General features: G+C 58.8%; 19 protein-coding genes, 2 tRNA genes and 1 pseudogene. 16 read left to right on the top strand and 6 right to left on the bottom strand.

The features are described from left to right. Positions 1-77 precede the first annotated feature (77 nt). On the top strand, positions 78-1,031 hold the full coding sequence (locus ACYQ15_RS13270) for a ParB/RepB/Spo0J family partition protein (RefSeq protein ID WP_459937985.1): 954 nt from the start codon (positions 78-80) through the stop codon (positions 1,029-1,031). Between the two features lie 51 nt (positions 1,032-1,082). Here the strand turns inward: ACYQ15_RS13270 and ACYQ15_RS13265 are convergent, their stop codons facing one another. Next, entirely contained in the window at positions 1,083-1,460 is a 378-nt protein-coding gene (locus tag ACYQ15_RS13265; protein WP_459937984.1) for a DVU0772 family protein, read from the bottom strand. A gap of 395 nt (positions 1,461-1,855) precedes the next feature. On the opposite strand from ACYQ15_RS13265, the gene ACYQ15_RS13260 reads away from it, so the two are divergent. The 5 genes from ACYQ15_RS13260 (at position 1,856) to ACYQ15_RS13240 (ending at position 7,419) form a co-directional block, all read left to right on the top strand. Next, positions 1,856-2,389: a hypothetical protein gene (locus ACYQ15_RS13260; protein WP_459937983.1), complete on the top strand. Its 534-nt coding sequence runs from the start codon at positions 1,856-1,858 to the stop codon at positions 2,387-2,389. Between the two features lie 347 nt (positions 2,390-2,736). Then, the gene (locus ACYQ15_RS13255; RefSeq protein WP_459937982.1) at positions 2,737-3,543 is read left to right on the top strand and encodes a patatin-like phospholipase family protein; all 807 of its coding nucleotides are present in this window, start codon (positions 2,737-2,739) and stop codon (positions 3,541-3,543) included. Positions 3,544-3,606: 63 nt separating this feature from the next. After that, entirely contained in the window at positions 3,607-5,463 is a 1,857-nt protein-coding gene (gene mutL, locus ACYQ15_RS13250; RefSeq protein WP_459937981.1) for a DNA mismatch repair endonuclease MutL, read from the top strand. Between the two features lie 4 nt (positions 5,464-5,467). Continuing rightward, the gene (locus tag ACYQ15_RS13245) at positions 5,468-6,892 is read left to right on the top strand and encodes an RtcB family protein (protein WP_459937980.1); all 1,425 of its coding nucleotides are present in this window, start codon (positions 5,468-5,470) and stop codon (positions 6,890-6,892) included. A gap of 450 nt (positions 6,893-7,342) precedes the next feature. Then, positions 7,343-7,419, top strand: a tRNA-Pro gene (locus ACYQ15_RS13240). Positions 7,420-7,543: 124 nt separating this feature from the next. On the opposite strand, the gene ACYQ15_RS13235 is transcribed toward ACYQ15_RS13240, so the two are convergent. After that, positions 7,544-8,026 carry a putative Ig domain-containing protein gene (locus tag ACYQ15_RS13235; RefSeq protein WP_459937979.1) on the bottom strand — a complete coding sequence of 161 codons (483 nt, stop codon included), beginning with the start codon at positions 8,024-8,026 and terminating at the stop codon, positions 7,544-7,546. A 60-nt stretch (positions 8,027-8,086) separates the two neighbouring features. Between ACYQ15_RS13235 and ACYQ15_RS13230 the strand changes: the two genes are divergently transcribed. The 5 genes and pseudogenes from ACYQ15_RS13230 to ACYQ15_RS13210 all read left to right on the top strand — a co-directional run. Then, a complete protein-coding gene (locus ACYQ15_RS13230; protein ID WP_459937978.1) occupies positions 8,087-9,349 on the top strand; it encodes a helix-turn-helix transcriptional regulator in 1,263 nt (420 codons plus the stop codon). Positions 9,350-9,494: 145 nt separating this feature from the next. Continuing rightward, a complete protein-coding gene (kamA, locus tag ACYQ15_RS13225; protein WP_459937977.1) occupies positions 9,495-10,925 on the top strand; it encodes a lysine 2,3-aminomutase in 1,431 nt (476 codons plus the stop codon). After that, positions 10,915-11,790 carry a putative beta-lysine N-acetyltransferase gene (gene ablB / locus ACYQ15_RS13220; protein WP_459937976.1) on the top strand — a complete coding sequence of 292 codons (876 nt, stop codon included), beginning with the start codon at positions 10,915-10,917 and terminating at the stop codon, positions 11,788-11,790. Before kamA ends, ablB begins: the two co-directional genes overlap by 11 nt. 49 nt (positions 11,791-11,839) lie before the next feature. Next, positions 11,840-12,046: a hypothetical protein gene (locus tag ACYQ15_RS13215; protein WP_459939585.1), complete on the top strand. Its 207-nt coding sequence runs from the start codon at positions 11,840-11,842 to the stop codon at positions 12,044-12,046. A 186-nt stretch (positions 12,047-12,232) separates the two neighbouring features. Continuing rightward, positions 12,233-12,706 (top strand): annotated as a pseudogene (locus ACYQ15_RS13210) (ATPase); the annotation flags it as partial. 28 nt (positions 12,707-12,734) lie between these two features. On the opposite strand, the gene ACYQ15_RS13205 reads toward ACYQ15_RS13210, so the two are convergent. Continuing rightward, positions 12,735-12,911, bottom strand: a complete 177-nt coding sequence (locus ACYQ15_RS13205; protein ID WP_459937975.1) for a hypothetical protein — start codon at positions 12,909-12,911, stop codon at positions 12,735-12,737. A 31-nt stretch (positions 12,912-12,942) separates the two neighbouring features. Here ACYQ15_RS13205 and ACYQ15_RS13200 point away from each other — a divergent pair, with 31 nt between their 5' ends. Then, positions 12,943-13,065: a hypothetical protein gene (locus ACYQ15_RS13200; protein WP_459937974.1), complete on the top strand. Its 123-nt coding sequence runs from the start codon at positions 12,943-12,945 to the stop codon at positions 13,063-13,065. A gap of 580 nt (positions 13,066-13,645) precedes the next feature. Here the strand turns inward: ACYQ15_RS13200 and ACYQ15_RS13195 are convergent. The 3 genes from ACYQ15_RS13195 to ACYQ15_RS13185 form a co-directional block, all read right to left on the bottom strand. Then, positions 13,646-13,738: transfer RNA gene (locus tag ACYQ15_RS13195), tRNA-Ser, on the bottom strand. An 11-nt stretch (positions 13,739-13,749) separates the two neighbouring features. After that, the gene (locus tag ACYQ15_RS13190; protein ID WP_459937973.1) at positions 13,750-14,208 is read right to left on the bottom strand and encodes a nucleoside deaminase; all 459 of its coding nucleotides are present in this window, start codon (positions 14,206-14,208) and stop codon (positions 13,750-13,752) included. A gap of 116 nt (positions 14,209-14,324) precedes the next feature. Continuing rightward, a complete protein-coding gene (locus ACYQ15_RS13185) occupies positions 14,325-15,137 on the bottom strand; it encodes a phosphoribosylformylglycinamidine synthase subunit PurQ (protein ID WP_459937972.1) in 813 nt (270 codons plus the stop codon). Positions 15,138-15,360: 223 nt separating this feature from the next. Here ACYQ15_RS13185 and pyrG point away from each other — a divergent pair, with 223 nt between their 5' ends. Genes pyrG through waaF form a run of 4 tightly spaced genes read left to right on the top strand, consistent with a single transcriptional unit; the run spans position 15,361 to position 19,436 of the window. Then, positions 15,361-17,010 (top strand): CTP synthase, encoded by a 1,650-nt coding sequence (gene pyrG, locus ACYQ15_RS13180; RefSeq protein WP_459937971.1) that lies wholly within the window; start codon positions 15,361-15,363, stop codon positions 17,008-17,010. Then, on the top strand, positions 17,003-17,818 hold the full coding sequence (gene kdsA, locus ACYQ15_RS13175) for a 3-deoxy-8-phosphooctulonate synthase (protein ID WP_459937970.1): 816 nt from the start codon (positions 17,003-17,005) through the stop codon (positions 17,816-17,818). Before pyrG ends, kdsA begins: the two co-directional genes overlap by 8 nt. Further along, positions 17,808-18,335 carry a KdsC family phosphatase gene (locus ACYQ15_RS13170; RefSeq protein WP_459937969.1) on the top strand — a complete coding sequence of 176 codons (528 nt, stop codon included), beginning with the start codon at positions 17,808-17,810 and terminating at the stop codon, positions 18,333-18,335. The genes kdsA and ACYQ15_RS13170 overlap by 11 nt, the downstream gene beginning before the upstream one ends. Beyond that, positions 18,336-19,436, top strand: coding sequence for a lipopolysaccharide heptosyltransferase II (gene waaF, locus ACYQ15_RS13165; RefSeq protein WP_459937968.1), 1,101 nt, complete (start codon positions 18,336-18,338; stop codon positions 19,434-19,436). Positions 19,437-19,438: the final 2 nt, after the last annotated feature.

Raw genomic sequence — 19,438 nt, 5'->3', positions numbered from 1 at the left:
TTTATAGGGCAACAGCCCAGCATAAAGCGTATAATCTATAGAGACGGGGTTGGAAGAATGTCAAGGGAGGGGCGCAAATGGCAGGCTGCATAAGGGTTTACGCAACGGATCTGGACAGCTCCGGCGCTGCCTTGTTCTGGGCACGGCCTGCCGTCGAGGAACTCTCTTCCTCCTTGGGGGAAGTGGGGCAGCTGGACCCTGTTCTGGTCCGGCCGGGCGGCGATGGGTATCGGCTCCTTTCCGGTTACCAACGAACGGATGCCCTTTCCAGGATGGGCAAGCCCATTTCGGCGCACTGCCTGGACGGACCCGACGATCCGGTGGGGGAAGGGATGCTGTACCTGCACGCCAACCTCCACCGGGCCCTTGATGACGGCATGCGCATCATGGCGTTGCGCTACTTCCAACCCTGGCTGACACCTGACGACATGGGCAGACAAATCGCGTCCCTGCTCCGCCTCCAGCCCCGTTCCGGTGCATGGCAACGACATCTGGCCTGGCTGCGACTTCCCCGGGTGTGGGATGCCCATCTCCTGGCCGGCAATATTCCTCTGGCCGCCGGGCAGATCCTGGAACATCTCTCCCCGGCGGACCTGGACGCATTGGAACCCTGCTTCAGAACATTGAAGTGGTCCCAGGGGCGGGCTGTGCAATGGTTGACCTTTTTACGGGAAATCTCCCTGCGCGAGAAATGGACTGTTGAACAGATTCTGGAAAACACGTCCTCTGTCCGGACCCTGGAGGCAGGGCTCTCGCCCCAGGACACCCTCCAACGGCTGGTCTCCCAGGCCAGAAGACTGCGCTACCCCAACCTGAGCGAAATTGAAGGGCAATTTGAAGCCGTGACCAGGGAATTGCTGGGTTCTTCTCGATGGACCCTGACTCCCAGCCCGGACTTTGAATCCGATCAGGTTGAACTCCGCCTTCAGGCACGCAGCCCCCGTGAGATTCAAACCGCTGCTCAGGCGCTCCAAAAGGCAGCCGCATCAGACGCTCTCCCGCGGCTTTTTCGGCTGACCAGGCAAGGTTAGCCAAGTTCGAAGTTCGATGCCGGATTTCGGCATTTGCATATCTCTGATTCGCTAACTTCCTAGTTCCTTGGCCAGCCACTCCCGGACTTCAGGGCTCAATTCATGGATGCCTTTCAGGCCGCCGATGGATTCCAGATAGGATTTGGCCAGTGCTTCAGGCAGGCGCTTTTCGCACAAGGTCGTCGACCCGTAATTGTTCATTTTCATCAACACCACTTTGGGTTCTTCCCAGGTGTCGATTACGAAATAGATCGAGTATTCGTCCGATCCTCGTACCGGTTGCCGCATCGCGTCATGCCAGTTGTTGTTGCCCCATTCCAGAAACATGGTTACGGCATCCTCGTGGATCATGTCCCAGTTGACCTCGTTCAGCCATTGCTTGCAGGCATCAAGATCGCTCATCATCAGGTCTCCTTTCGGTTCATTCATTTGTAAGCTCGATAGAAATCATACCCCATCAGCCCAAACTCATGCCCAGCCGTATCTATTCAGCAAATCCGCGAAAAAGATCTGGATAGCGATAGCGCCGGCGTTCGCCGGTATGACTGTATAGATGCAGCTTGCCACGATAAGTCATTCCGGCGAAAGCCGGAATCCAGTGCAGGTGAATGACCACCCTCCGGATGAACTGAATAGTTACGCCCAGCCTTGGAAAAAAATCGTGTTTCAAGGGGCATTTTGGTCGGTCGAAACAGGACAGCCGGATTGTTGGCAGATGAAGTTCTGATAGCAATACCAATTGCTTTGTGTATCGAATCAGCTTCCTTGACAAGTGCCGACATTGGTTTCATATCGGATATGCATCAACAAATAAAGGAGTCCTCATGTCCGCAACGCACATTATTGCTGAAATTCCGGATTTTTACCGGATTATCCCCCTCAAGCAGCTTCGCCGCACTCCCGGCGTATCCTTTGACAATGTCCCCATGGAATTCTTGCCGCGCATCGACGCCATTGACCGGGTCATCCACGAGCAGGACGCGGTTTCTCCCGGCCCGGTGGAACAGGTTGCCCGGCCCTGGTACATGCATCCGTCCCAGGATGACAACCTGATTGTCCTGCAGGGAACCCGCCATGTGGATATCTACCTCAAGGCCCAGGGCTTATGCAGTTTCACCGTGACTCCCCATCAGATTTTGCAGGATGGCAAGGTTCTTTTCGATGGCCCGGCCATGCTTGTCTGGCCCCGATTCGTCTTTCATCGCATCATCAGTGGCCCCGAAGGCTCGGCTTCCTTGAATTTTGCCGTACACTCCCCGGATTTGGACATGCGCACGAATTTCAACATCTACGACCTGGACACTGAAACAGGCGCCTACCGCGTTATCCGCGAAGGTTTCCGGGACCAGAATCCGTAACGCAAACGAATGCTGTTGCCGAGTATGGCATCGGGGTCGGGATCGGGATCGGTATCGAAGCGAAGCCATGGGGAAGGGCATTCCATTTTTTCGATACCGATACCGATTCCGACCCCGACCCCGATTTCGATTTCGATTTCGATTGCCGGAGAAAGAACGCGTGCTGAATAGTTACGGAAAATACGGTGAAGGCCGGCGCTATCGTCACCCTGGTCTTTTCTCCTGCCCTGATGAGTAGCGACCATTTTTCCTTAACCTGACAACCTTGCACGTTCATGTCGATGTCATCATCTATATATAGCAATTCGGTACCAAACCTTTCTCTGGAGGATCTCCGTTCCGCGAAGTTGGGCCTTGTCCTTGGCGGCGGCGCGGCCAGGGGATTCGCGCATATCGGTTTTCTTCAGGAGCTGGACCGGGTCGGGCTCAGGCCCCACTGCATTGCCGGGTGCAGCATTGGAGCTTTTGTCGGCGCCGCCTATGCCGGCGGGGATTGGACCAGGTTTACGGACCATGTCCTGAAAATGCACCGCGCGGACTTGATGAGCATGGCGGACCCGGTTTTCCCACGCCATGGCCTCATGGACGGCGACAGGGTGGTGGAATTTCTATCCTCGTTCATGCGGGTTTCCAAATTGGAAGAGTGTGCTCCGGCCCTGGCTGTCAATGCCGCGGACGTGGCCACCGGCGAGGAAATCGTCTTCACTTCCGGTTCCATCATGTCCGCGGTACGGGCCAGCATCGCCCTGCCCGGCATGTTCACCCCGGCCAGGAATGGAGAACGTCTGCTCGTGGACGGCGGACTGATCAATCCGCTGCCGATAAATATCTGCCGCAGGATGAACGCGGACATTATCGTCGCCGTCGACCTCAACGCCCAGGTTCTCCAGGCCGATGTCCATCCCGAAGGGGCCAAGGACGTTGCGTCGGGAAAAATGCCCAACCTGTTCGCCCTGCTTTTCAACAGCATTTATATCATGCAGCGGACCATCAATCTGATGCGTCTGAAAAAAGAGCCGCCGGATTTCTTGATTCAACCTGAACTGCGTGATTACAGCCTGGTGGATTTTTTCAAGGGGCCGGGTTGCGCCGAAGCCGGGGCCCGGGCAGCCCAAAAATTCATTGCCGAACTTTCAGCTCCGCCCGGAGATTGATCTCCCCGTGGTCCTGCGCCACAATCATCTTTCCAAAACGTCTCCAACGTCCAGGATCGCGACATGCCGACACCCCCGTCCATCCGTATTCTCCCCTCAGCACTCCAGAACCAGATCGCCGCCGGCGAGGTGGTGGAGCGGCCGGCCAGCGTGCTCAAGGAACTCCTGGAAAATAGTCTGGATGCGAGAGCGACCCGCGTGCAGGCGGCGGTGGACCGCGGTGGCCAGGGCCTGATCCAGGTCCAGGACGACGGCGCAGGAATCCAACCCGACCAGCTTGAACTGGCCGTAACCCGCCACGCCACCAGCAAGATCGCCTCCAGCGATGATCTCTTTGCCCTGCACAGCTTCGGCTTCCGAGGTGAAGCCCTGCCCAGCATTGCTTCTGTATCCCGGCTGCGCCTGACGTCCATTCCCGCCGGAGCGGACATGGCCGCCTTCATCGAGGTGGACGCCGGGAGCATCGTTGACCGGGGCCCCGCGGCCCTGGCCCAGGGGACGCGGGTGGAGGTCCGGGATCTGTTTGTCAACGTTCCGGCCAGGTTGAAATTCCTGAAAACCACGGCCACCGAGGGCAAGCGCTGCCAGGACGTTTTCAGTCGCCTGGCTCTGGCCCACCTCGATGTTCACTTTGAATACAAGGTCGGCGACCGGATCGCCCTGGATCTGCGACCTGCCGCCGGACCGCGGGACAGGCTCGCCGCGCTCTGGCCGCCCGCAGTCACCGAAAATCTGCTGGACGTGGATTATTTTCACGACGGGCACCAACTCCAAGGGGTGATCAGCGCTCCTCACAGTGCCCAGGGCCAGGCGGACCGGATGCTGCTCTACGTCAACCAGCGCCCCGTGCAGGACAAACTCTTCCTGCGCGCGGTTCGGGACGCCTACCAGGGGCGTCTGCTGAGCCGGGAATATCCCCAGGTTGCGCTGTTTCTCCAGGTTCCGCCCCAGGAAGTGGACGTCAACGTCCACCCGGCCAAATCCGAAGTCCGATTCCGGGACCAGCAGGGCATCTTCGCCCTGATTCGCCGGGGAGTGGTCCAGGCCCTGGAAGGACTGGAAACACGCCGGTTCACCGCGTCATTGCCTCCTGACCCTCCCGTCGCTTCCAGTGCCGCTGCCGAGGCATATTTCGGCGAAAGCCGCCAATCAGAAACGCGACCGAAGTTCGCCACCCTGCGCGAGTACCGGAGGCAGTTCAACGCCGAACTCCCCAGCCCGTCCATATCCGGATCATCTGGCGCGAGTCTTGACGCGACTCCTGGCCCGACTCCCCGGCCACCTGTCGCGCCAAACACAGTTCACGCAGAGCTGGCCCCCCAACAGGAACCAATGACCAGGACGGAAGCGAACCCGGTTGGTCCCCGCAACGATATCGCCGGGATGAACTACCTGGGACAGGCGGCCGAGACATATCTGATTCTGGCTTCCCGTGACGGGCTGATGCTCGTGGACCAGCACGCGGCCCACGAGCGCGTTCTGTTCCACCGCCTGCGGCACAGCGCCCGACCTGTCCCCCGGAGTCTCCTCGCGCCCCTGGAGCTGTCCCTGCACCCATCGCAGCAAGAGCGGGCGGAACAGCTTTGGGCAACGCTGCACGACCTGGGTTTTCATTTGGAAAATCCCGGACCGGGCCGGCTCATTGTGCACGGGGTGCCGGAGCACATGCAGCCCGGCACCGGGCAGGAGTTCCTGCGGGATCTGCTCGACGGCCGTGACCGAGACCCGGATGCCGTTTGGTCCCTGATGGCCTGCAAAACCGCGATCACTGCCGGCCAGAAGCTGGAGCGGTCCGAGGCCCTGCATCTTCTGGACGCCTGGCTGCAATGTCCGGACAGATCCTTTTGTCCCCATGGCAGGCCCGTGATGGTTCGCCTGGAGAACAACGACCTGGAAAAAATGTTCAAACGCAGGGGGTGAAGCGATGGATACCGCCAACCTGATACAAATAACCCCATGGCTCTGGGAGCTGCCAAAGACAGCCGACATGCGTGTTCCAGCCCGGATTTACGGCGACCGCGCCCTCATCTCCGCCATGGACGACGCGGTCCTCCGGCAATTGACCAATGTGGCCGCCCTTCCGGGCATCGTCCGGGCGGCCCTGGCCATGCCCGACGCCCACAGCGGCTTCGGCTTTCCCATCGGCGGAGTGGCGGCTTTCGACCCGGACAAGGACGGCGTGATCTGCATGGGCGGGGTGGGGTACGACATCGCCTGCGGCGTGCGGGTGCTGCACACCGGCTTGTGCCGGGAGGAAATCCAGCCGCATCTGGAAGCGCTCATGGATCAGCTTCAGCTCCTGGTTCCGGCGGGCGTGGGCGGAACCGGCCGCCTGCAACTCAAGGCCGGGGAACTGGACCGCGTCCTGGTCCAGGGCGCGCGCTGGGCGGTCAAGCAGGGCTACGGCACCCGGGAGGATCTGGAACGCCTGGAGGATGGCGGCGCCATGCCCGGAGCCGTTCCCGAAACCGTCTCGGATCAGGCCAGGAAGCGGGAAAAACGCCAGCTGGGCACCCTGGGCGCCGGCAACCACTATCTGGAAATCCAGTGCGTGGAGGATGTACTGCATTCCTCCGCCGAGGTCCTGGGAGTGGACAAGGACGATGTGCTCATCTCCGTCCATTGCGGCTCCCGCGGCCTGGGTCACCAGATCGGAACCGACTACATCCGGATCCTGGGCGAGGCGGCCCGTCGGCATCGGATCCCCATCCCGGAAAAGGAACTGGTCTGCGCGCCGATCCATTCACCGGAAGGAGAGCGGTATTACCAGGCCATGGCCTGTGGCGCGAACTATGCCATGGCCAATCGGCAGGTGATCGTTCATCTCATTCGGGAGGCCTTCCAGCGAGTCCTGCCCGGGGCCCAGGTCCGCACTTTGTTCGAGGTCAACCACAACACCTGTCGCCGTGAAGATCACCCCGTGGACGGGCGCTCCAAACCTCTTTACGTCCATCGCAAGGGCGCCACCCGCGCCTTCGGCCCGGAAAGTCCGCAAATCCAGGAGCCCTTTCGCCGCACGGGACACCCCATCCTGGTCGGCGGGAGCATGGGCACGGATTCGTACATCCTGGCCGGTCGCACCACCAGCGAAGACGCCTTCGCCTCCACCTGCCACGGCTCCGGCCGCGCCCTGAGCCGCTCCCAGGCCCTGAAGCGCACCCCGGGGCGCGACATCCTGACCCAACTGACCTCCCAAGGCATCCTGATCCGCACCAACCACCTCAAAGGCCTCGCCGAAGAAGCCCCCGCCGCCTACAAAGACATCCACCAGGTGGTCGAAGCCTCCACCCAGGCCGGCCTGACCAACAAAATCGCCCGCCTCAGCCCCCTGGGCTGCCTCAAAGGCTAACCTCGACCAATATTGCCAATGAGTATCTATTCGACAAGATTCGAGAAGAAAACCAGGTGTATCTATTCAGCAAAATCCGCGAAAAAGATCTGGATACCGGCGTTCGCCGGTATGACTGTATAGATGCAGCTTGCCACGATAAGTCATTCCGGCGAACGCCGGAATCCAGTGCAGGTGAATGACCACCCTCCGGATGAACTGAATAGTTACAACCAGGTTAGCAATAGCGCCGGCGTTCGATGTTATGACTGATGCAGAACAGCTTGAAGCGACAAGTCTTTCCGGCGAACGCCGGAATCCAGTGCAGGTGAATGATCAACATGATGTTCTGAAAGTTACACCAATAACTGACAACCAACCATTACCAAAATACCCAACCCTCTGCCTACAAATTTTCTCATTCAAAGATTGACATTCCGTTAAAAGATAACGTAAAGAATCATCCTTTGTCGGGATGTAGCGCAGACTGGGAGCGCACCTGAATGGGGTTCAGGGGGTCGGAGGTTCAAATCCTCTCATCCCGACCAGAAATTTCAAGGGGTTACGATGCAAATCGTGACCCCTTTTTTTGTTGCCACTACGCAGTTGCCACTACGGCCCTAAAACATCAATAGGGTTTTCTGGTTCAGGTTTCTTCATGTGGGGCATCAACTATGGAGTCTGCACTTCCATGGTGATCCGTTTCGTGACCACGGCCCCGTTCCCATCCAGGACCTGGGCGATGAAACTCAGCTCTCGGGGCGTGGTGGACACCGGAGGCATTCCACTGACAACTCCGTCGGAGGCGAGTGTGAGCCATGCCGGCAGGTTGGAACCTGTGGCCACAGTAGAGAGATAGTCAGGCCTTCCTCCTGAAGCTGTCAGCAAGCTCGAATAGGGCACGAATTGCTCTGCAGCGGGCAGGGTGGTTGGAGTAGTGGTGATCATCGCAGTGGAATTGTCCACGGTCATGGTTACCGTGGCGGCGATGCTCGGTGTGAAGCTGGCCTGGATGATGTCAAGACCCGGAATTTCCAGCTTGGTAATCCGCAGTGATTTTCTCGTCAGGGCCGGTGGAGCGGTCGATTGCGGAGTCGTGCCCCGGACTGATTGCTGACAAAGGAAAAAGGTACCGGGAGTGAATTGCCTGTCCAAGCCGACTGTGACAATATGGGAAATTTCTTGACGGAACTGAAATCATTTTGACAGCCTGACATGCCCATATCGTCCAAAGAAACCGCAACCACCTCAAAAAAACGGCCTGCCCATGAGCCGGTACGGAATCTTTCCGCTGTTGTCCGGGCGTTCAAGGATTATGTTCTCTTTACGGACTACGCCGGCCGTATTCGCGAGATTCGGTCAGCGCATGGCGACAAATTTTCCGGTGAGGTTGTGGGCGAGATGTTTTGGGAGGTACTTGGCTTTCCGGTTCACGGTCTCGACCAGGCGCTGAAGCGGTTTGAGCCCGGCCAGGTCCATGAAATTGGCGCTCCCGACGGCAGGGGAACCTTTTCCCTGCGCATCATCACGTTGCCGGAAAGCGGCTCTCAGTCAGGCTATGTGATCATCGCCACGGACAATCGGCCCATCGTACAGCTCAAGGAGATGTACAAGGAGCGTATCGGGGACAATATCCAGGCCCTGGACAACTCCATTCGCCTTTTCGGAGCCATCTTCGACGGAGTCCAGGACGCCATGGTGCTCCTGGCCCAGGACCATGCGCTGCATGCCGCGAACCCCAAGGCAGTGGAACTGCTGGACCCGGAAGCCAGAGGGCTTATCGGCCGTTCAGTGCAGTCCCTGTTCTGCCCGAACGATCGGGCGCGCATTACGCAAAAGCTTTCCCGGCTCAAGGACGGCTCGCGCTGGACGTCGCGCAAGACCTGCCTGGACGCGCGAGGAGCGCCGTTGCCGGTGGAAATCAACCTCTGGCGGATCGACCTGCACGGTTTTGCCTTATATCATATGGTCCTGCGGGATTTATCCGCTCAGACGCTCCTGGAAAAGGGGCTGCGCCGCAAGCGGGCCGAGGTGGAGGGGATGAGCCTGGCGTTGCGCAATGTGGTGCGTTCCTCTGAAGAGGAAAAAGACAAGGCTCGTGGGGACATAATTCGTGAAATCCGCACGGACGTCCTGCCCGCGTTGGATCGCATGGCCCGGGAAAGTTCTCCCGAAATGCGCGACACGCTCAGACAGATGATCGAAGCGCGCATCGATGAAATATCTTCCGGCACCTCTCCCCGGAGTGCGGGCAGTGCCGGCGGCGCTTCCCGCCTGCTGCTCAAACTCACCCAGCGCGAAATCGAGATCTGCAATTTGATTCGCATGGGCAGCAGCACCAGGGATATCGCCGATTTTTTGAACACGTCCTTTGACACCGTTCAGACTCACCGCAAGAATATCCGCCGCAAAATAGGCCTCAAAGGTCGCAAAGTTTCGCTTTATTCCTTTCTGCATCAAAATAATCAAGAACACTGAGCAGCTACCCTTGAATCGGGTATCAAGAAATACCCGATATCTGCCCGTTTTCCCCCCTTGCCCTTCCTTCCCAGGCCTGTTTTATTCACACGGTTGTGAAAAGGCGCGTTAGGAACGTGACCTTGAACTGTAACCAGGGAGGAAAATGTATCAACTCAGCGAGCGACAACAGGCTGTCGCAAAACAGATGCTCAATGATTCGGCACTTGACGTATCCGCGAATAGTTCCCGAAATGCCCTCAACGTCATCGGGGCATATCCTGTAAATCGGAGCCTTGGAAAATCTTCCGACTGGAAATCCCAGTGGACTGACTGGAAGTGGCATATCCGAAACTCAATCAAGGATCTCGATACGTTTGAGAGCTTGTTGGGAGTGCGCTTTCCGGAACTGCAACGCCGGGCCTTTGTCCAGACCACGGACAAGTTCCCCATGTCCGTGACCCCATACTATCTCTCGCTCATCGATCCCAACGACTACGAAAACGATCCCGTTTTCCGGCAGGCGTTTCCCTCCTCCAAGGAGTTGCTGGTCGGTCGCCACGACATGACCGATCCGCTGCACGAGGATGAGGACAGTCCGGCGCCGGGCATCACCCATCGTTATCCGGACCGGGTGCTGTTTCACATCAGCAATGTTTGCTCCATGTATTGCCGCCACTGCACACGCAAGCGCAAGGTGGGAGACAACGACACGGTTGAGATGGCCGGCAAGAAAGAACTGCTCCAGGGGCTGGATTATATCCGCAAAACGCCACAGGTTCGAGACGTCCTGCTTTCCGGCGGAGATCCGTTGATGCTCTCCGACGAGCGCCTGGACTGGATCCTGGGGGAGTTGCGCCTGATCGACCATGTGGAAGTCGTGCGCATCGGCTCGCGCATGCCCGTGGTTCTGCCGTACAGGGTCACCGACGACCTGGTGCACATGCTCAAAAAGCACCATCCCCTCTGGCTGAACACGCATTTCAACCATCCCCGGGAAATGACCGCCTCATCCCGCGCCGCTCTGGCCCGTCTGGCCGATGCCGGGATTCCCCTTGGCAACCAAAGCGTCCTCCTGGCCGGCGTCAACGACTGCCAGCGGCTGATCCGCACCCTGAACCAAAAGCTGGTCAAGAACCGGGTCCGCCCGTATTACCTGTACCAATGCGATCTTGCCGAAGGGCTGGAGCACTTCAGGACCCCCGTGGGCAAGGGCATCGAGATCGTGGAAAGCCTGCGCGGCCACACCAGCGGATTTTCCGTGCCCACCTACGTCATCGACGCACCCGGCGGCGGCGGAAAGATCCCGGTCATGCCTAATTATGTCGTTTCCTGGGGCACGAACAAGGTCGTGCTGCGCAATTTCGAAGGCGTGATCACCACTTATGCCGAACCGGAAAGCTACGAGGCCCAGTACTGCGACCGCAAATGCGACGCCTGCAATCTTCAGCTCAAGGAAGACGACGGCATCGAACAGTGCGTGGGTATCGAGAAGCTGCTGGCGGACTGGGACGACACCTGCAGTCTGACCCCCAGTGACAATCCGCGCATGGAACGCCGCGACAGCATGACGGAGAGCAAGAACAATGTCGCCTAGTCTGTCGGCCGCGCAAGCCGTCGACAGTCTGGAACACATCGGCAACTCCCTGGTCCAGCACGGCCCGTTGAACGAGCGGGCCTACCTGATGCACCTGGCGCCTCGGGAAGAGACGACCATTCTTTCCAGGCTGGAAAAGCTGGCCCGGGATAACGGATACACCAAGATCTTCGCCAAGGTCCCGGAAAACGTCGCCCATCGGTTCGCGAGTGCCGGATATGTCGCCGAGGCGCATGTGCCCGGCTTGTTCAACGGCCGGGAAAGCGGCGTGTTCATGGGCCGCTATTTCGCGGACTGGCGCAAACATCCCTCCAATCTCGACGAACTGCGGGCCGTGCTGGCCGTTTCCCGAAAGAAGGCCGGACAGGGAAAGATTATTTCCCTGTCGCCGTTGCCCGAAAATGTTCGAATCGCGCGCATGCATCCCGATCAGGCCGATGCAATGGCAACGCTTTACCGATGCGTGTTCGACTCCTATCCGTTTCCGGTCTTCGACCCGGACTACCTGCGTCAGGCCATGGCCGGCAACGTGCGGTACTACGGCATCCTGATCCAGGGCCGCCTTGCGGCCCTGGCTTCAGCGGAGATGGACCCCGAAATCGGAGCCGCGGAAATGACCGATTTCGCCACCCTGGCGGAATACCGGGGCCGCAAGCTGGCTGAAATTCTCCTCAAGCACATGGGCGAACGAATGAGGGCGCAAGGCCTTGCCACGCTGTATACCATCGCCCGGGCCGGGTCCTACGGCATGAATATCACCTTTGCCCGGGCCGGCTACGCCTTCGGCGGTACACTGCCCAACAACACCCATATCGCCGGCGGATTGGAAAGCATGAACGTCTGGCACCTTGCGCTCGATCAATAGCACCTGTCCAGCTGAGGTCGCATGAAGCGAAGACCCCCCCACCAGCAACATCATGTTCAAAGCCGTTCCGTCCATGGATGCCCATCCGGTCCGACACTTCTTTGTCATGGGTGTACCCATCGTCATCAACACGAATGATCCCGCTTTTTCAACACGACCCTGGGCCGTGAATTACAAGGCATTTCAGACCATCTGTGATTTTCCAAAGAAGAGATCGACGCCGGTATTGCCAACGCCTTTGATCATGCTTTCCTGACGCCGAAAGAGAGGCTGATGTTCCAAAGATAGGAATTTGGTAACTGCTCAGCACAGAGTAATGCTGTTGTCGGGGTCGGAATCGGAATCGGGATCCGGATCTCGAACGGGATCGATAATGTTGGGATGTGTAAAATTCTAGCTGTTTCGATTCCGACTCCGATACTGACCCTGGAACGGAGCCGGCAAAACCACCTTTGCCGAGGAATTTCTTCCCAAGGAAGCCGGCTGTCCCGTATTCGTTAATGCCGACCTGATTGCGGCGGGCATCTCGCCGTTTGACCCCGAGCAGGCGGCTTTCAAGGCGGGCCGCCTGATGTTGAAAGAAATTCACAATCATGCGCGGCGCAAGGTGAGCTTTGCCTTTGAGACGACACTCAGCGGGCGGTGCTATGCACGAATGATTCCTGACTGGCGAGCGAGCGGCTTTGCGGTCAAGCTGTTCTTCCTGCGGCTGATGTATCCTGAACTGGCTATTGCACGGGTACGGCAACGGGTCCGAACAGGCGGACACAATGTTCCCGAATCAACGATCCGTCGCAGATTCCTGGCTGGCCTGAAGAATTTCGAAATAATCTACAAGCCGATTGTCAATGATTGGATACTGTATGACAATTCATTTGCAAGGCCGCGAATCATTGCTGAAGGAGTGAACCAATGAATGCAGAAGTGGTAGACATCAACCAGCCTCAAAGAAAGCGCGACCTGATTTCGTGAATTCCGAAATCGACATGCTGCGAGCGGCGCAACTGGCCCGGTGAAGAGCGCGTCAGGCCGGGATCGGTGTGATCGTGTTGAAAGACGTTGAGATTGTTGAAGAAATGCAGGGTCAGGAACCCGGTCAGGACAAAGGAATCGAATCGCAAGGACATTCATGATGGAAAGAGTTGCCATCTTATGGAACTGAAGCTTTACAACCGCCTCAAGCGCGAGCTGCTGAGCGAATTCTACCAGCGTGCCGAAGGGCATGACCGGAAGTACCAGAAACAGGTGGAATTCCTTCGCGTCCAGCCAGCATAGCGGCTTGCCGAAGCCGGTCGAGCGCAAAATTCAGCGTTGGCTGGCCGAGTACAACCGGCTTTTGGCGACCCGCCCGTTCCGACAGCGTTATTACCAGATCTTGGCCCTTTATTATACCGAACACATTCTCGCTCAAAAGCGGGCAAAGACAAGGATGAAGTATCGGACATCCGCAAGTTCGTCGTCTGGCTGGCCCATTTGGGGTAAGCGTCAAAACAGGTACTTCTTCCGCATGCGTTCCGATTCTGTCATAGGAATCCTCTCATCAACCTGTGAGGAGGATTCGAAATGGCAGCAGCTATCAATCGCAGAGCATCTAAACCCGAGAAGATCAATTTTTGGCTTGAACATGTAGCCAAATGGCGATCAAGCTATGCATCTGATTTCAACCCAAACCGGTGTGCTACCCCAAATTCCTGCTATAGTGGGCAACCGTTTCGCAGTTTTCGGCTTCGTCCACCATGATTGATCACTTTGATGTAGATTGCAGTCTTTAATAGACGGCTTGGCGCAGAAAACCCGCCAGATCCTGATAATTTTCAGTAATCGAGCGGGTTTATAAAACTGCATGATTGTCTTATGGCGGAGAGGGTGGGATTCGAACCCACGTGCCCCGGTTAAGGGACAAGGCGATTTCGAGTCGCCCCCGTTACGGCCACTTCGGTACCTCTCCGTATGGTGACTTCAAACAGAACTCGTCGGCTGCGTTTTATTTCTACGCTGAGTGAAGAATTCGCGCAACAGGGAAGCGCTTTCTTCGGCCAGGACGCCTTCACGAACCCAGAAGCGGTGGTTCAGCCAGTTCAGGTCGTTGACGTTGATCCGCGAAAGTACGGCTCCGGCCCTGGGATCTCGTGCTCCGAAGACCAGACCGGCCACCCGGGCCTGGACCATGGCTCCGAGGCACATCAGGCAGGGTTCCAAGGTCACCACGAGAACGCTGCCTGTCAGGCGGTGGTTTCCGGCGATTCGTGCAGCCTGGCGCAGGGCCAGGATTTCCGCGTGTCCGGAAGGATCGACGTCCGACTCTGTCCGGTTGTGGGCCGCTGCCAAAATGTCGCCGTTGGGGTCGAGGAGCAGGGCGCCCACCGGAACCTCGCCAATGTCCCGGGCCGTTCTTGCCTCGTCCAGGGCTTTGCGCATTGGCTCCGCCCATGGATCCTCGGAATGTTGGGCTGTCATCGGAATATCGCCGACCCTTGGAAGGGAGGTGCTCTACGAAATGGCTCGGGAGCTGTCAAGGAAGGTCCTCTCCATCATCACGCTCGCGTGCGCAGGTATTTGACGCCGTTGGCCAGCAACTCAATGCCCAGCGGGGCCTGATCTCCTCGCGTCCATGACGGGTGGTTGGTTGGATGGTTATAGGCCTCGGGATGGGGCATCAGTCCCAGGATGCGTCCAGACGGATCGGTCAGGCCGGCAATTCCGGAGGGCGAGCCATTTGGATTGTGGGGGTATTCCACGGTGGCTTCGCCGCTTTCCGGATGAATGTAGCTCAGGGCCACGAGAGCGCTTCGCTCAAGTTCGGTAAGGGTTTCCTCGTCTTTGGGCACAAGTTTGCCTTCCCCGTGCCGGACCGGGAGGTACATCCTGTCCAAACCCTTGGTGAAGACGCAGGGACTTTGGGTGTTGACCCGCAAATGCACCCAGCGGTCCTCGAACCGCGCGGAATTGTTGTGGCCTAGACTGACCTGGCGCTGAAAATCCTCGGTTCCCGTTCCAGGGAGCATGCCAAGTTTGACCAGCAGTTGGAATCCGTTGCAAATGCCCAGGATCAGGCCGCCTGCGTCAAAGAAGCGTTTGAGTTCGTCCACCAGGGGCGTGCCCGAGGAGGTCCGTGCATAGCGCCAGCGCAGGGCTGCGGCCTGGGCCGCTCCAAGGTCGTCGCCGTCCAGGAATCCGCCGGGAAATATCAAGAAGTTGAAGTCGCCCAGATGGACTTCTCCGGAAAGCAGTTCGGAAAAATGGACGACAACCGCCTCGTCCGCACCGGCCAGCATGGCTGCGTGGGCGGTTTCGCGCTGGCAATTGGTCCCGTAGCCCGCAAGCACCAGCACTCTGACCTTGCTCATGATTATGTCTCCATTTGTCGTGAATTCGTGAATTTTGATTGGCTTTGAAGCAACAACTCTCCGTGAAATTGAGGAGATAGATGCAACATGGCGCTACGTCAACAACGGCAATGGTAGCCTTTTACCTTTTTTTGGGGCAAAGTGCATCGTTTTTGGTAACGCACTTCTTCTTGTGTTTTCTCATCACGTTCAGCTTGCGACATCATTTTTAATAGGAGTCGGTATGAAAACCAAGTTCATATTCGTCACCGGCGGAGTTCTTTCCTCATTGGGAAAGGGGCTGGCGGCCGCTTCCATCGGAGCATTGCTGCAGGCCCGGGGGCTGAAGGTCACGATCCAGAAACTTGATCCGTATATCAATGTCGATCCCGGGACCATGAATCCGTTCCAGCACGGTGAGGTCTACGTGACCGATGACGGGGCGGAGACGGATCTGGATCTCGGACATTACGAGCGCTATCTGAACATTTCCATGTCCCAGCGCAACAACTATACGTCGGGAAGCATCTACAACTCCGTGATCACCAAGGAGCGGCGCGGCGATTACCTCGGCGGCACCGTTCAGGTCATCCCGCACATCACCGATGAAATCAAGAACGCCGTTCTCGGCGTGGCCCAGGACAACGAGGACGTGGCGATCATTGAGATCGGCGGCACAGTGGGCGACATCGAAAGCCTGCCGTTTCTGGAGGCCATCCGCCAACTGCGCTCCAACCTGGGCAAGGACAACGTCCTGTACATCCACCTGACCCTGGTGCCGTTGATGCGCGCCGCGGGCGAATTGAAAACCAAACCCACCCAACACAGCGTCAAGGAACTGCGCTCCATCGGCATTCAGCCGGATATCATCCTGTGTCGCAGCGAAGTGGATCTTGGCAAGGACATCAAGTCCAAGATCGCCCTGTTCTGCAACGTGGACGAGGACGCCGTGTTCACGGCCATCGACGTGAAGAGCATCTACGAGGTTCCCCTGGCCCTGTACGAAGAGGGGGTGGACCAGAAAATCGCCATCCTGCTCAGGCTGCCGGCCAAAAATCCGCATCTGCCGCTCTGGAAGGACCTGGTTGCCCGGCTCAAGGCTCCCAAGGACGAGGTGCGCATCGCCATTATCGGGAAATACGTGGATTTGCGGGAATCCTATAAAAGTCTGCACGAGGCCTTGATCCATGGCGGGGTGAGTCATAATGTCTCGGTTCATTTGGAATACATCAATTCCGAAGATGTGGATGCCGGAACCGTGGCCGATAAAATCGCCTCCCTGCACGGCGTGCTGGTGCCGGGGGGGTTCGGACACCGGGGTGTGGAGGGCAAGGTCGCTGCCATTCGCTATGCACGGGAGCAGCAGGTTCCTTTTTTCGGAATCTGTCTTGGCATGCAGTGCGCGGTGATCGAGTTCGCCCGCAACGTACTGAACCTTTCCGCGGCCAATTCCGAGGAGTTCGAGCCGCACACGCCGGATCCGGTCATCTATCTGATGTCCGAGTGGTATGACCACCGCCGGCAATGCCTGCAACAGCGCGACTCCACATGCGCCAAGGGCGGAACCATGCGCCTGGGAGCCTATCCCTGCCGCATCAAGCCGGAGACCAGGGCGTTCGCGGCCTATGAAACCGAATTGATTCAGGAGCGTCACCGGCATCGTTATGAATTCAATGCCCGGTACGCCGAAGAATTCGAAGCCAAGGGCATGGTCCTGAGCGGCCTGTCTCCGGACAATTCGCTGGTGGAAATCGTGGAACTGCCCAACCATCCATGGTTTCTCGGCTGTCAGTTCCACCCGGAGTTCAAGTCCCGTCCGCTGCAGCCCCATCCCTTGTTCCGGGACTTTATCGGCGCCTGCCTGAACTTCAAGAACAGGGCATTCCATGAGTGATTCACCATCGCTGTATCAACGATCCCAGTCCGACCCGTTCCTGATCGCCGGACCCTGTGTTCTGGAGAGCCTGGAGCTGGGCATGGAAGTGGCCAGGGCCTTGGCCGCGATTGCGGAGCGGGAACGGATTCTCGTGATCTTCAAGAGCTCCTTTGACAAGGCCAATCGCAGTTCCCTGGAATCCTTCCGCGGGCCGGGCCTGGAGCAAGGACTGGAGTGGCTGGCCCGGATCAAGGAAGAGACCGGGCTGCCCGTGATCACGGACATCCATGAGCCTCGGCAGGCCGAGGTGGCGGCCAAAGTGGCCGACGTGCTCCAGATCCCGGCCTTTCTCTGTCGTCAGACGGACCTGCTGCTGGCTGCCGGGGAAACTGGGCGGGTGGTGAACATCAAGAAAGGCCAGTTCGTGGCGCCGTGGGATTTGCGGCCGGCAGTGGCCAAGGTGCGCTCCACGGGCAATTCCATGATCTGGCTGACGGAGCGGGGCGCCAGCTTCGGGTACAACAATCTAGTGGTGGACTATCGCTCCTTCCCGCTGCTCGCGGAATTCGGCCATCCGGTTGTCTTCGACGCTACGCACTCGGTGCAGCTTCCCGGAGGCAAAGGCCATGCCTCGGACGGCCAACGCGAATTCGTGCCGGTCCTGGCCCGGGCCGCAGTGGCCGCGGGATGCACGGGAGTTTTTCTCGAAGTCCATCCCAGACCGGAACAGGCCTTGTGCGACGGGCCCAACAGCTGGCCCCTGGACAAGCTGCCCGCGCTGCTGACCGATCTGCTGCGCATCTGGAGGCTGCCCCGTGACTCCTGAAGACCGCGCCAAACGCATCGCGCTGATGATCCTGGACGTGGACGGCGTACTCACGGACGGCGGGCTGTACTACGACGACCGGGGCAGCGTGTCCAAGCGCTTCAACGTCCAGGACGGCCTGGGCATCAAGATGGCGCAGAGCGTGGGCCTGGAGTTTGCCGTGATTTCAGGATTGGACGCCACCTCGGTGGCTTCACGGGTCAAAGAACTGGACATCACGGAGTATCATCCCGGACACAAGATAAAAGTGCCCATCATCCGGGGCATCTGCGAGCGCAAACAACTGGAGCCGGACCAGATCGCCTATATCGGCGACGACTGGGTGGATGCCGCGGCCATGCGCATGGTCGGACTGCCCATGGCCGTGGCCAATGCCCAGCCGGAGATCAAGGATCTGGCGGTCTGGACCAGCAAGGCCGCCGGCGGCAACGGCGCTGTCCGCGAAGCCATCCGGTTCATCCTCACGGCGCAGGGCAAATATGCGGGTCTGTGGCAACATTGGCTCACTTCCGAATAAATGACATCTGACTCGCCTGCCTTTTCCTCCGCACCGGCTGTCGTCACTTCGCATCCCCCTCGATACCTTCTGATCGGCCCCTCCTGGGTCGGCGACATGGTCATGGCCCAGAGCCTGGTGCAGGAGCTGAAACGCCGGGACAAGGACTGCGAGGTGGATGTCCTGGCGCCTGCCTGGAGCGCGGCCTTGCTGGAACGCATGCCCGGAGTGCGCGATGTCGTAGCCATGCCCGTGGGACATGGCCGGTTGGCGCTCGGAACGCGTCGCGAGCTTGGTCGCAGCTTGCGCGGGAAGTATGACCAGGCCATTGTCCTGCCCAATTCCTTCAAGTCCGCCCTGATTCCCTTCTTTGCCTGTATCCCCAGGCGAACCGGCAATATCGGCGAGTGGCGCTTCGGACTGCTCAACGACGCGCGCAGGCTGGACAAATCCGCCCTGACCATGACCGTGCAGCGGTTCGTGGCTCTGGGACTTCCCCGGAACGCGGTCCTGCCGCCGGAGATTTCGCCGCCGAAGCTGCGGGGCGAGCCAAAAGACGGGCAAGCTGCACTGGCCGCTTTGGGATTGGATCTTGAACGTCCGATTCTGGTGCTGTGTCCGGGAGCGGAGTATGGTCCTGCCAAACGCTGGCCGGCCGAGCATTTTGCCGAAGTTGCCCGGGCCATGCACCAGCAGGGATGGACGGTCTGGGTGATGGGCTCCCAAAAGGATCAGGACGTGGCCGGGCAGGTCTGCGCTCAGTCCAACCTGCCGACGGAGCAATGCGTCAATCTGGCGGGGCGAACGACTTTGGGTCAGGCCGTGGACCTGCTTGCGCTGGCTTCGGCCGTGGTCAGCAACGATTCCGGGCTGATGCACGTGGCCGCGGCCCTGGATCGGCCTCTGGCTGCGGTCTACGGTTCTTCCGACCCGAAATTCACGCCGCCGTTGAGTGCGTCCTCGCGCATCGTCTCCCTGGGGCTGGAATGCAGTCCCTGCTTCAAGCGGCACTGTCCTCTCGGACATCTGGACTGTCTGCGGCGCATTGAGCCTGAGGCGGTCCTGCGAGCGCTGGCCAAAACAATAGTCAAGGGGCGTACGGAAGACGCCGGAAAACGCTGAAC

The organism is Desulfonatronum parangueonense, assembly GCF_054656975.1.
This window is presented reverse-complemented; position numbering and strand designations above follow the sequence as displayed.

Excerpts from the sequence above, each read along its gene's own strand:
- waaF (WP_459937968.1), top strand. The coding sequence starts at position 18,336 with ATGACATCTGACTCGCCTGCCTTTTCCTCCGCACCGGCTGTCGTCACT.
- ACYQ15_RS13230 (WP_459937978.1), top strand. The coding sequence starts at position 8,087 with ATGCCCATATCGTCCAAAGAAACCGCAACCACCTCAAAAAAACGGCCT.
- pyrG (WP_459937971.1), top strand. The coding sequence starts at position 15,361 with ATGAAAACCAAGTTCATATTCGTCACCGGCGGAGTTCTTTCCTCATTG.
- ACYQ15_RS13245 (WP_459937980.1), top strand. The coding sequence starts at position 5,468 with ATGGATACCGCCAACCTGATACAAATAACCCCATGGCTCTGGGAGCTG.
- ACYQ15_RS13270 (WP_459937985.1), top strand. The coding sequence starts at position 78 with ATGGCAGGCTGCATAAGGGTTTACGCAACGGATCTGGACAGCTCCGGC.
- mutL (WP_459937981.1), top strand. The coding sequence starts at position 3,607 with ATGCCGACACCCCCGTCCATCCGTATTCTCCCCTCAGCACTCCAGAAC.
- kdsA (WP_459937970.1), top strand. The coding sequence starts at position 17,003 with ATGAGTGATTCACCATCGCTGTATCAACGATCCCAGTCCGACCCGTTC.
- kamA (WP_459937977.1), top strand. The coding sequence starts at position 9,495 with ATGTATCAACTCAGCGAGCGACAACAGGCTGTCGCAAAACAGATGCTC.
- ACYQ15_RS13185 (WP_459937972.1), bottom strand. The coding sequence starts at position 15,137 with ATGAGCAAGGTCAGAGTGCTGGTGCTTGCGGGCTACGGGACCAATTGC.
- ACYQ15_RS13190 (WP_459937973.1), bottom strand. The coding sequence starts at position 14,208 with ATGCGCAAAGCCCTGGACGAGGCAAGAACGGCCCGGGACATTGGCGAG.
- ACYQ15_RS13265 (WP_459937984.1), bottom strand. The coding sequence starts at position 1,460 with ATGAATGAACCGAAAGGAGACCTGATGATGAGCGATCTTGATGCCTGC.
- ACYQ15_RS13260 (WP_459937983.1), top strand. The coding sequence starts at position 1,856 with ATGTCCGCAACGCACATTATTGCTGAAATTCCGGATTTTTACCGGATT.
- ACYQ15_RS13200 (WP_459937974.1), top strand. The coding sequence starts at position 12,943 with ATGGAACTGAAGCTTTACAACCGCCTCAAGCGCGAGCTGCTGAGCGAA.
- ablB (WP_459937976.1), top strand. The coding sequence starts at position 10,915 with ATGTCGCCTAGTCTGTCGGCCGCGCAAGCCGTCGACAGTCTGGAACAC.